The 10,513-nt window shown below is 41.5% G+C and carries 7 protein-coding genes and 23 tRNA genes (1 of these 30 cut by a window edge); all 30 read right to left on the minus strand.

The window, feature by feature from the left end:
* Positions 1 to 21: 21 nt before the first annotated feature.
* A complete protein-coding gene (locus tag A5888_RS09795; protein ID WP_086349886.1) occupies positions 22 to 339 on the minus strand; it encodes a cupin domain-containing protein in 318 nt (105 codons plus the stop codon).
* A 210-nt stretch (positions 340 to 549) separates the two neighbouring features.
* Complete coding sequence (locus tag A5888_RS09800) at positions 550 to 1,029, minus strand: nucleoside deaminase (protein WP_086349885.1); 480 nt, start codon at positions 1,027 to 1,029, stop codon at positions 550 to 552.
* A gap of 226 nt (positions 1,030 to 1,255) precedes the next feature.
* Positions 1,256 to 2,065 (minus strand): histidine phosphatase family protein, encoded by an 810-nt coding sequence (locus A5888_RS09805; protein WP_086349884.1) that lies wholly within the window; start codon positions 2,063 to 2,065, stop codon positions 1,256 to 1,258.
* Positions 2,066 to 2,155: 90 nt separating this feature from the next.
* Positions 2,156 to 3,619 carry a family 1 glycosylhydrolase gene (locus A5888_RS09810; protein WP_086349883.1) on the minus strand — a complete coding sequence of 488 codons (1,464 nt, stop codon included), beginning with the start codon at positions 3,617 to 3,619 and terminating at the stop codon, positions 2,156 to 2,158.
* A 169-nt stretch (positions 3,620 to 3,788) separates the two neighbouring features.
* Positions 3,789 to 5,219 (minus strand): 6-phospho-beta-glucosidase, encoded by a 1,431-nt coding sequence (locus A5888_RS09815; RefSeq protein ID WP_086349882.1) that lies wholly within the window; start codon positions 5,217 to 5,219, stop codon positions 3,789 to 3,791.
* A 131-nt stretch (positions 5,220 to 5,350) separates the two neighbouring features.
* Positions 5,351 to 7,246 (minus strand): beta-glucoside-specific PTS transporter subunit IIABC, encoded by a 1,896-nt coding sequence (locus tag A5888_RS09820; RefSeq protein ID WP_086349881.1) that lies wholly within the window; start codon positions 7,244 to 7,246, stop codon positions 5,351 to 5,353.
* A 144-nt stretch (positions 7,247 to 7,390) separates the two neighbouring features.
* A complete protein-coding gene (gene licT / locus A5888_RS09825; protein WP_339102051.1) occupies positions 7,391 to 8,233 on the minus strand; it encodes a BglG family transcription antiterminator LicT in 843 nt (280 codons plus the stop codon).
* A gap of 239 nt (positions 8,234 to 8,472) precedes the next feature.
* Positions 8,473 to 8,544: transfer RNA gene (locus A5888_RS09830), tRNA-Glu, on the minus strand.
* Positions 8,545 to 8,562: 18 nt separating this feature from the next.
* Positions 8,563 to 8,636, minus strand: a tRNA-Ile gene (locus tag A5888_RS09835).
* Positions 8,637 to 8,644: 8 nt separating this feature from the next.
* A tRNA-Gly gene (locus tag A5888_RS09840) sits at positions 8,645 to 8,715 on the minus strand.
* A gap of 10 nt (positions 8,716 to 8,725) precedes the next feature.
* Positions 8,726 to 8,798 (minus strand) — tRNA-Asp (locus A5888_RS09845).
* Between the two features lie 16 nt (positions 8,799 to 8,814).
* A tRNA-Met gene (locus A5888_RS09850) sits at positions 8,815 to 8,888 on the minus strand.
* Between the two features lie 30 nt (positions 8,889 to 8,918).
* Positions 8,919 to 9,008 (minus strand) — tRNA-Ser (locus A5888_RS09855).
* Positions 9,009 to 9,021: 13 nt separating this feature from the next.
* Positions 9,022 to 9,093, minus strand: a tRNA-Glu gene (locus A5888_RS09860).
* 10 nt (positions 9,094 to 9,103) lie between these two features.
* A tRNA-Ser gene (locus A5888_RS09865) sits at positions 9,104 to 9,191 on the minus strand.
* A gap of 2 nt (positions 9,192 to 9,193) precedes the next feature.
* Positions 9,194 to 9,267: transfer RNA gene (locus A5888_RS09870), tRNA-Ile, on the minus strand.
* Between the two features lie 5 nt (positions 9,268 to 9,272).
* Positions 9,273 to 9,343, minus strand: a tRNA-Gly gene (locus tag A5888_RS09875).
* An 11-nt stretch (positions 9,344 to 9,354) separates the two neighbouring features.
* Positions 9,355 to 9,427: transfer RNA gene (locus tag A5888_RS09880), tRNA-Phe, on the minus strand.
* Positions 9,428 to 9,430: 3 nt separating this feature from the next.
* Positions 9,431 to 9,503 (minus strand) — tRNA-Asp (locus A5888_RS09885).
* A 16-nt stretch (positions 9,504 to 9,519) separates the two neighbouring features.
* Positions 9,520 to 9,593: transfer RNA gene (locus A5888_RS09890), tRNA-Met, on the minus strand.
* 30 nt (positions 9,594 to 9,623) lie between these two features.
* A tRNA-Ser gene (locus tag A5888_RS09895) sits at positions 9,624 to 9,713 on the minus strand.
* A 29-nt stretch (positions 9,714 to 9,742) separates the two neighbouring features.
* Positions 9,743 to 9,816: transfer RNA gene (locus tag A5888_RS09900), tRNA-Ile, on the minus strand.
* An 18-nt stretch (positions 9,817 to 9,834) separates the two neighbouring features.
* Positions 9,835 to 9,908 (minus strand) — tRNA-Met (locus A5888_RS09905).
* Positions 9,909 to 9,922: 14 nt separating this feature from the next.
* Positions 9,923 to 9,995 (minus strand) — tRNA-Ala (locus A5888_RS09910).
* Positions 9,996 to 10,011: 16 nt separating this feature from the next.
* Positions 10,012 to 10,085 (minus strand) — tRNA-Pro (locus A5888_RS09915).
* 10 nt (positions 10,086 to 10,095) lie between these two features.
* Positions 10,096 to 10,169 (minus strand) — tRNA-Arg (locus A5888_RS09920).
* Positions 10,170 to 10,183: 14 nt separating this feature from the next.
* A tRNA-Leu gene (locus A5888_RS09925) sits at positions 10,184 to 10,269 on the minus strand.
* Between the two features lie 11 nt (positions 10,270 to 10,280).
* A tRNA-Gly gene (locus A5888_RS09930) sits at positions 10,281 to 10,352 on the minus strand.
* Between the two features lie 7 nt (positions 10,353 to 10,359).
* A tRNA-Thr gene (locus tag A5888_RS09935) sits at positions 10,360 to 10,432 on the minus strand.
* Positions 10,433 to 10,437: 5 nt separating this feature from the next.
* Positions 10,438 to 10,513, minus strand: a tRNA-Leu gene (locus A5888_RS09940); it runs 6 nt beyond the window's last position.

Below are 10,513 nucleotides of genomic sequence, written 5' to 3' on the forward strand. Positions count from 1 at the left end.
TTATCCCCCATACCTTCTTTTTTACTCTCGTTCTACCAGCATCCAAACAACAACTGCTGGTTCTGTCCCGTCATTATAGTTGATGTGTCCTTCTCCGGCTTCAATCAATTGTGCATCCCCTGGCTTTCCAATCAGATCCTGCCCATCCTCTAAAACGGTGTGAGCTTCTCCTGAAATAACATAAGAGTATTCATCCTGATCATGTCTGGCGAAACCTTCCAGCGGTCTTTTTTCTCCTGGCTGTAATGTAATCAAGCCCATCTGTACACGTTCATTTGGTTGATTCTCCTGATCGAAAAAGATATTCATCTCTTGTGGTAATGTTGGTTTTATGATCATTGTGTCCCCTCCTTTTCATTATTGATTTTTACTGTGATAGTATTTATTATTGCGTTATTAAAAGTAGAAGTCAATGCTTTTTTAGAAAATTCAGAATTTTTAGTATTTAAAAATAAATAACTGATTCTTCTCGCCATCATCCTGTCCATATAAAAAAAGCATCTGCACAAATCAGTTAAGTTTTGCACAAACACTTTTTCTTATAACTAGCTATTGCCAGTACCCTTCATGTACAGCAGCAGCGGCTTTTTCAAGCTCTGAGAACGGTCCAGTTACTTGTATGTCTTTCTGTCCTCTTGCCAGAATTTCTTTTGATGGTAAATCAAAGGTAGGATTTTGCTCATTCTCTCCCGTCAGTTCCAACAAGCGTTTTTCTGTCATCGCAAATACAATTTTACCGATATTGGCCCAATAAATGCTTCCGGTGCACATTGCACATGGCTCAGCAGTTGTGTACAGTGTACATTCCCAAAGAAAATCCTTTTCGAATTTTTTTGACGCTGCTGCTGCAAGCATCGTCTCTGCATGACCAATACATACATGTTCAGTAATCTCAACATTCTCTTGTTCTAAAAGTATCCTACCAGTTGAATCTGCTAATAGAGCACCGAATGGCGTGTTTCCATGCTCTCGAGCATTCTTTGAAATCTCAATACAACGTTCCAGTAACGCGATATGTTTATCTTTCATCTGCTCCTCCTTAACTATTCATTCTCTAAAATTTAGACACACCTCATTGTACCCTTTTCGTCGGAAAAAATCTGTATAGCAGTAAGCAGAACGAGAACAAAATCGAAGAACTCTCACTCAAATTTACAAAATATTTTATAACAGCTTACTTCTCGACTAATTATAGAATAAAGGAAGAGAGAGTAGAATTTCTCCCACTCTCTCACTTCTCTCACTCCATAATTCCCTATTTCTGACCTGCTTCTACATAACTCAGATCATTCACTTTATCTAGTGTATACTCGCCATCCTTATATTGGATTGTACAAACACTGGCATTTTTCAGTCCACCCTCTGGAATCTTGAAATCATCGAATAATGTATCCAGTAATGCAGAAATACTCAGTCCATGTGAAACAACTAGGACATTCCCTGAACCTTCATTCTTCATTTCAGCTTCTACCAATGCATCCAAGCCTTCTTTCAAACGGCTTGAGATGGTTTTATAGTCCTCCGCTGGCCAATTGACGCCCTCTTCATCACGTCCTTCATCTAGCTTAGCCACGCTGTTAGCAAAAGATTCAGGTGTCATATTTTTCATAAACTCTTCCAAAGTGACCCCTTGATCATCCGCGATATCCTGCCACATAGTATGGTTCAAGTCGCCTTCATAGGTGCCAAAGTTGAACTCTCTGAAGCGCTCATCTGTATTCAAGTTTAGCTCAGACCCTGTTTTGTTCTCAGCAAGGATCAGCTTAGCCGTCTGCATCGCACGCCCACTATCACTGCTGTATGCACTTTGGAAATCTACATCCTTCAACCCGATTCCTGCAGCTGTAACAACTTCCTCTCCAGCAGGTGTCAGTACTGCATCTGACCACCCTTGTACACGATCTGTTGTGTTCAGCATTGTTTTCCCGTGGCGAACCACATAAATCGTCAGCTCTTCCGGTGTTTCTGCTTTCTCTTTTGTCTCTGTTTTTGCTGCGTTGTTACCACAGCCGGCAAATAATAATGATAATCCCAGTATTCCTATTGCTTTCGCTATCTTTTTCATATTCTCGCTCCTATTCTTTTATCGAGAATGAGTATTGCTTCCCCAGTAAACATTCTCTCTTGCTTTATAGCTACTCATCATTTTTACGGATCATTTTGACAAATCTTCCCCATTTGTTGCGATTGCCTTTTGATACCAGTAAAATGATTCTTTTCTTGACCGCTTCAATGTACCGTTGCCGTTATCATCCATGTCAACATAAATGAAACCATAGCGTTTCTTCATCTCACCTGTTCCGGCACTGACTAGGTCAATACAGCCCCATGGTGTATACCCAATCAGATCAACGCCATCTAATTCAATTGCATCCTTCATTGCTTTGATATGTTTTTGGAAATAATCAATACGGTACGCATCCTTAATCGATCCATCTTCTTCAAGCTTGTCGACAGCGCCGAATCCATTTTCTACTACGAACAGCGGAACATTATAACGGTCATATAAGCTGCTTAATGAAATTCTTAAGCCCAACGGATCAACTGCCCAGCCCCAATCTGATTCCTCCAGATAAGGATTTTTCACAGCCGGCATTTGATTGCCGCCAACATATTTTACATCTTTTGGATCAGCGCTAGAAACTGTAGACATATAGTAGCTAAAGCCAATATAGTCAACCGTTCCTTCTTTGATGATTTCATCGTCTCCTGGTTCCTTATTGATGATAATATTGTCTCGTTCAAACTCTTTTAGCTTATGCGCCGGATAATAGCCTTTTACCTGAACATCAATGTAAAATTCTTGCTCGCGATTGAACTGTAGCGCCTCCATTACATCTTCTGGACGACAAGACATTGGATAGCTTGGAATATACGCCACCATCATCCCAATTTGGAAATCAGGATTAATTGCATGCCCAAGTTTCACTGCTTTTCCACTAGCAACAAACAAATGGTGAGCCGCCTGATATTTTGATTGGCGATCATTGTTATGAATACCGATTTGTGTCCAGCTTCTCAAAAAATTGATTTCATTAAATGTCATCCAATACTTTACTTTATCTTTGTAACGTTTAAACAAAGTCTCACAGAAAAATAGGAAGTAATCAATGACTTTTCTATTTGACCAACCGTCTAGCTCGTCTGCCAAATACATTGGAATATCGAAATGATTGATCGTGACAATTGGCTCAATCCCATGCTTCAACAGCTCATCAAACACATCATCATAAAATTGCAACCCTTCTTCGTTGATCTCTTCCGTTCCTTTTGGACAAATTCGTGACCATGCAATCGATAATCTGAAGCATTTGTAGCCCATCTCTGCAAATAACGCTATATCTTCTTTGTAATGATTGTAAAAATCAGTAGCAACATGACTTGGGTAATATTTTTCTGGATCAATATAACCTGTTGCGCCCTCAGGCAACGCTTGATCTCTTGTACAGGATTCAATAACGCCATCCTTTGTCTTATACGTAATCATTCGCGGCTCAGTATGACTGCCCCCGGTAATCGCATCTAACGTACTTAACCCTTTGCCTCCGGATAGATAACCGCCCTCATATTGATTAGCCGCTGTAGCGCCGCCCCATAAAAAGTCTTTTGGAAATGCCATATTTTCGTCTCCTTCTAAATCCCGTTATGATTCGTCCTACCAAACCATACCACTCAATAGGGAATATTTTTTGATAAAAAAGTAAAATATAAATCGGTTTCATTCCATCAAAAGTAAAAGGCTGAAATCAACATCAGAAATCGTCTCAGCCTTTTATTCTATTTTTTTCTTAGTTCGTCAAATCTTCTCCATTAGAAGCAATAACTTTTTTATACCAATCAAATGATTTTTTCTTCGTACGCTTCAAGGTACCATTTCCATCATTATCGCGATCAACATAAATGAAGCCATAACGCTTCTTCATTTCACCCGTTCCGGCACTCACTAAATCGATACAGCCCCAAGTAGTATAGCCTAACAGATCTACGCCATCCAGTTCAACAGCATCCTTCATCGCTTGAAGATGAGCTGCAAGATATTCGATACGGTAATCATCTACTACATAGCCATTTTCATCTGGTGTATCCACTGCGCCTAATCCATTTTCAACGATAAATAATGGTTTTTGATAACGATCATATAAATCATTCATCGTAATTCTCAGACCTAATGGATCAATTTGCCAGCCCCACTCGCTTGCTTCCAAATAAGGATTTTTTACTGAAGCAAAGATGTTTCCAGCTGTTTGCTCTAACAATTCTGGATCAGTTGTTGCTACACGTGAAGAGTAATAAGAGAAGGAAATGAAGTCTACTGTGTGAGCCTTCAATAATTCTTTATCTCCATCTTCCATCTTAATCTCAATACCATTACGTTCCATTTCTTTCAGTGCATAAGCAGGATATTCTCCTCTTGATTGCACATCGATGAAGAAGTAATTTTCACGATCTTTTTCTTTTCCAGCCCAAACATCATCTGGTTTTGGCGTATATGGATAATTACTTCCGGCCGCCAGCATACAACCAACTTTATTTTCCGGATCAACTTCGTGAGCAATTTTAGTTGCAATCGCACTTGCAACTAACTCATGATGAGCTGCTTGGAATTTAACTTGTTCTTTATTATCGCCTTCTTCAAAATAAAGACCTGCTCCCATAAATGGTGCATGTAATATCATATTGATTTCGTTAAATGTCAGCCAATATTTTACTAAGCCTTTGTAGCGATTAAAGATCACATGACAAAGATTTTCATAAAAACCAACCAGTTCTCTACTGCGCCAAGCGCCATACTTTTTGATCAGGTGCATTGGACAATCAAAGTGAGTGATCGTTACCAATGGCTCGATGCCATACTTATGACATTCCTTGAATAAGTCTTCGTAAAATTTCAAGCCCTCTTCATTCGGTTCTGTTTCATCTCCATTTGGAAAAATTCTTGTCCATGCGATAGATAGACGATAGGTTTTGAAGCCCATTTCTCCAAACAATGCAATATCTTCTTTATAGCGATGATACATATCGATCGCTTCTTTCGCAGGATAGAAATGCTCGTCATCAAAATCAAACATTTTCATCTGTCCGGAAATAATTGGAAATCTATCCTTACCGATCGGAACAACGTCTACGTTCGCCAGTCCGCGTCCGCCTTCGTTATAACCGCCTTCACATTGATTGGCTGCTGTTGCGCCGCCCCATAAAAAGTCTTTTCTAAATGCCATTTGCAAAATCCTCTCCTACTTTAAAGATGATTCCATACAACAATCCAGAGTAAATATAATTCATGAGTCCTATTTTTTACTTGCCCTGGACTGTTGATATCTATCTTCTTAATTTGTAATCCTTTATATGATTAAGCTAATGCCGTAATCAGTGTATCTTTTGATGTTACTTCACCGTTCTGTGTTTCTACGATATCAAGATAATCGCCAGTGTTTGTCACAATAACCGGTGTTTCCACACTAAAGCCAGCTGCTTTAATCGCTTCGATATCAAAGGTAACCAAAACATCACCTTTTTTCACTTTATCCCCTTGTGCCACCTTAGCTTCAAAATGTTTTCCATCTAACTGAACAGTATCCATACCAATGTGAATCAACAGTTCCATGCCTTGATCAGAAATCAGACCGATCGCATGTTTTGTCGGGAATAATGTCATCACTGTTCCATCAAACGGTGCTCTAACTATACCTTCAGTTGGTTCGATCAATACACCTTTTCCTAATGCACCTTGCGCAAAAGCTTGATCTTTACATTGACTCAAGGGTAATACTGAACCTTTAACTGGAGAAACCACTTCGTTTTTGCCAAGCTTGTTTTGTTTACCAGTTGCTACAAGCTTTGCTTCTTCCTTAGACATTGGTGTAGTTGTATCTTCATCATCCTTAAATCCGATAGCATATGCTAATGCAAATCCGGCAATAAGAGCAGCAGCATCAAGAATCATACTCCAAATCGCAAATTTGATATCCCCGTCCGGAGAAATTTGCCCTGTATATCTGAAAATACCTAGTCCACCCATTTGATAAGCTGTAATTCCTAAGCCCATAGAGATCGCACCTGTTATCCCGCCGATTACACAAGAAGCCCAGAATGGTTTCTTTTTCGGTAAGGTAATACCGTAGATTGCTGGTTCAGTTACACCAAAAATCCCTGAGATGAATGCTGGAATAGATAGTTCTTTCAATTTAGCATTCTTCGTTTTCAACATTACTGCCAAAACTGCACCCGTTTGGGCAAATGATACACCACCTGAAGCAATCAACAGCTGTGTTGGCTGACCTTGAGACAACGCAATAATTGCAAACGGAATGATCGCCCAGTGCATCCCGAACATAACGAGAATTTGCCAAGAGAAACCAAGTATAGCACCAAATAGAATTGGACTGAAGCCTTGTAATGCAATCAAACCATTTCCTAACGCATCAGAAACCACGTTCATAATAGGCCCAATCACCAAGAAAGTCAGTGGTACTGTGATCAATGCTGCGAAGAACGGAACCAAGAACAGTTTTACTACATCTGGAATAATTTTTCGTAATTGTTTTTCGAGTAATGCTGCAAACGCTGTAGAAGCGATAATCGGCATTACGGTTGACCCGTAGCCGGCTGCCGGAATAGAGAACGGAATACCGAAGAAATTCAAGCCCCCGCTTTCAGCAAAAGCTGCTGTTGCCGACCCGTCAATAAATCCTGTGTACACTAAGCTTGAGGCAATCATCATACCCAAGAATGGGGAGCCGCCGAACTTTTTCATTGCTGTGTAACCAATAAAGATTGGTAAGAATAGGAATAGTCCATCACCCATTGCATTGAATACTGCATAAGTAGGACCCGCTGAATAGGAAGCTCCTAACGCAAATGCTAAAACAGCATTCACACCCTTCAGCATACCAGCCGCAGATAATGGCGCAAGAATTGGTTGAAAAATACCTGAAATCATGTCTACAAATCGATCGAATAAATTCCCTTTTGGCCCATCATTAGCAACTGGCTCTAAAACTCCTATAACCTCATCTACAGCTTTGCGCACATCCGGTACGTGGTTTCCAATAACAACTTGATATTGTCCGCCAGCTTGCATAACAGTAACTACACCATCCATGTTTTTCAACACTTCTGTATTTGCTTTGTTGTCGTCTTTCAGCTTGAAGCGAAGACGTGTGATACAGTTGGTCAAAGAATTGATATTGTCTTTGCCCCCAACTTCTCTTACAATATTTTGTGCTAATTCATCGTACTTACCCATGTTTTTTTCCTCCAAATTTGTGTGTATTTTTTATTTAGAGGTTTCGCCAACTTAATGTCACGATCCAAATGCCATACCATATAGGTATCACAGGGTATTATCTTGTTGTACCTCGTCCCTCCTTAGATTAATTGTAAAAGCAAATTAATTATTTTTAATGACTAAACGTGCAATATGAATAGTCAAATAAAGCTTCTCATCATTTGAAATTTTATAGTCATACGCATCGGTCAAATATTTTTCGATTTTCTCGATACAGTGATATGCATTTTGATATTTTTTCTTGATAATTTCCAATAATTCCTGATCTGTTTCATCTATATATTGTCCTTTTGAAAGCAAGCGATACGCAAAGAATTTCAAATGTGTCGTGAAACGATAAAAATAGACAGAGCTTTCATCAAATGAGATTTTAAAATAATACTTAATAATATTCATAATTTCTTGCATAACCTTTGTAATCTCATATGTATTGCCAGACCCATCACCATCCTGCTGAGCATTAACAATATGTAATGCTATAAATCCAGCTTCATCCTCTGACAATTCTACGCCATATCTCTCTTTCACCTTCTCAATTGCCATCATACCAACTTTAAATTCATCAGGGAAAAACCGTTTGATATCCCACAGTAGCACATTCTTGACTTCGACATTCTTTTTTACACGCTCAATGGCCGTATGCAAGTGATCGGTCAATGAAATATAAATTGTTTCATTCAGATTTTCATTGATCTCCTTCTTGGCATACTCAATAATTTCATCGGATATCTCCAAATACTCCATCGGTAAGTCTTCCAGCAGCTCTTGAAACTGTAGGGAAATTTTCTCGCTTGTCAGCTGATAGACTTTATCGACTTTGTCCTTGGAAATGAAATCACCAGGCTTTTTTTTAAACCCCAAGCCCTTTCCCATTACTATCAATTCACGGTTATGCTCATCGACAGTAATGATCACATTATTGTTAAGTATCTTATGAATTAACATGCTTTCCCCCATTCTGAATAAAAACAAATTTTACTCGTTTATTCAAAAAAAAACCTAACCACTTCAAAAAAGACGATAATTCATCTCCTTAGAAATAACTAGGTTTAGCTTGTACTTAAACAATCACTATCCAACAACTATTCAATTTTATATCTTCTATACCAGATTACAGGATAGACCAAGTTTTGTCAACGCTTCCAATGGAAATAAATCAAAAAGCGGTAAATATACCGCCAATATGACCCGTACGGGACTCGAACCCGTGTTACCGCCGTGAAAGGGCGGTGTCTTAACCACTTGACCAACGGGCCAATCTTAAATTATTTCAATGGGCCTAAATGGACTCGAACCATCGACCTCACGCTTATCAGGCGTGCGCTCTAACCAGCTGAGCTATAGGCCCATAAAAAAAGCGGGTGACGAGAATCGAACTCGCGACAACAGCTTGGAAGGCTGTGGTTTTACCACTAAACTACACCCGCGGTAAACGTACGGTTCCGACGGGAATCGAACCCGCGATCTCCTGCGTGACAGGCAGGCATGTTAACCCCTACACCACGGAACCTTTATTCTTATTTCAATTGCGGGGGCAGGATTTGAACCTACGACCTTCGGGTTATGAGCCCGACGAGCTACCTGACTGCTCCACCCCGCGATAATAGTTTACTAATTAAAGTAAATTGAAAGGAGGATAAGGGATTCGAACCCTTGCGTGCTTTTACACACCTGACGGTTTTCAAGACCGTTCCCTTCAGCCGGACTTGGGTAATCCTCCATAAATATTGCTATGACCCGTACGGGACTCGAACCCGTGTTACCGCCGTGAAAGGGCGGTGTCTTAACCACTTGACCAACGGGCCAGATATGAAACGGAGAAGGAGGGATTTGAACCCTCGCGCCGGTTTCCCGACCTACACCCTTAGCAGGGGCGCCTCTTCAGCCACTTGAGTACTTCCCCAATGGGCCTAAATGGACTCGAACCATCGACCTCACGCTTATCAGGCGTGCGCTCTAACCAGCTGAGCTATAGGCCCATTAAAGCGGGTGACGAGAATCGAACTCGCGACAACAGCTTGGAAGGCTGTGGTTTTACCACTAAACTACACCCGCATAAATGGAAATGGCGCGGGACAGAATCGAACTGCCGACACATGGAGCTTCAATCCATTGCTCTACCAACTGAGCTACCGAGCCAAACGGTTCCGACGGGAATCGAACCCGCGATCTCCTGCGTGACAGGCAGGCATGTTAACCCCTACACCACGGAACCTTTATTCTTATTTCAATTGCGGGGGCAGGATTTGAACCTACGACCTTCGGGTTATGAGCCCGACGAGCTACCTGACTGCTCCACCCCGCGATAATAGTTTACTAATTAAAGTAAATTGAAAGGAGGATAAGGGATTCGAACCCTTGCGTGCTTTTACACACCTGACGGTTTTCAAGACCGTTCCCTTCAGCCGGACTTGGGTAATCCTCCATAATAATAGTAATATTACAATGTCACAATGGACCTTGTAGGACTCGAACCTACGACCGGACGGTTATGAGCCGTCTGCTCTAACCAACTGAGCTAAAGGTCCTGGCTCTAAGCAAAACAATCGCGGCAGAGGGGATCGAACCCCCGACCTCCCGGGTATGAACCGGACGCTCTAGCCAGCTGAGCTACGCCGCGTAAATAATAAAAAATGGAGCCTAGCGGGATCGAACCGCTGACCTCCTGCGTGCAAAGCAGGCGCTCTCCCAGCTGAGCTAAGGCCCCAAAACTCAAAACAAAATCGGGAAGACAGGATTCGAACCTGCGACCCCTTGGTCCCAAACCAAGTGCTCTACCAAGCTGAGCTACTTCCCGTATAACCTAATGCACCCAAAGGGAGTCGAACCCCTAACCTTTTGATTCGTAGTCAAACACTCTATCCAGTTGAGCTATGGGTGCAATACTATTTCTCATGCCGAGGACCGGAATCGAACCGGTACGGTGATCACTCACCGCAGGATTTTAAGTCCTGTGCGTCTGCCAGTTCCGCCACCCCGGCTAGTTGCCGAAAGCGGAAAACGGGGTTCGAACCCGCGACCCCCACCTTGGCAAGGTGGTGCTCTACCACTGAGCTATTTCCGCATTTCTATGCCGGCTAAAGGACTTGAACCCTCGACCCTCTGATTACAAATCAGATGCTCTACCAACTGAGCTAAGCCGGCTTCTATGCGGGTGAAGGGACTTGAACCCCCACGCCGTAAGGCGCTAGATCCTAAATCTAGTGCGTCTGCCAATTCCGCCAC

It is taken from the genome of Enterococcus sp. 9E7_DIV0242 (assembly GCF_002140975.2).
In the GTDB taxonomy this organism is placed as follows: domain Bacteria; phylum Bacillota; class Bacilli; order Lactobacillales; family Enterococcaceae; genus Enterococcus_L; species Enterococcus_L clewellii.

Excerpts from the sequence above, each read along its gene's own strand:
- A5888_RS09795 (WP_086349886.1), bottom strand. The coding sequence starts at position 339 with ATGATCATAAAACCAACATTACCACAAGAGATGAATATCTTTTTCGAT.
- A5888_RS09800 (WP_086349885.1), bottom strand. The coding sequence starts at position 1,029 with ATGAAAGATAAACATATCGCGTTACTGGAACGTTGTATTGAGATTTCA.
- A5888_RS09805 (WP_086349884.1), bottom strand. The coding sequence starts at position 2,065 with ATGAAAAAGATAGCGAAAGCAATAGGAATACTGGGATTATCATTATTA.
- A5888_RS09810 (WP_086349883.1), bottom strand. The coding sequence starts at position 3,619 with ATGGCATTTCCAAAAGACTTTTTATGGGGCGGCGCTACAGCGGCTAAT.
- A5888_RS09815 (WP_086349882.1), bottom strand. The coding sequence starts at position 5,219 with ATGGCATTTAGAAAAGACTTTTTATGGGGCGGCGCAACAGCAGCCAAT.
- A5888_RS09820 (WP_086349881.1), bottom strand. The coding sequence starts at position 7,246 with ATGGGTAAGTACGATGAATTAGCACAAAATATTGTAAGAGAAGTTGGG.
- licT (WP_339102051.1), bottom strand. The coding sequence starts at position 8,233 with ATGTTAATTCATAAGATACTTAACAATAATGTGATCATTACTGTCGAT.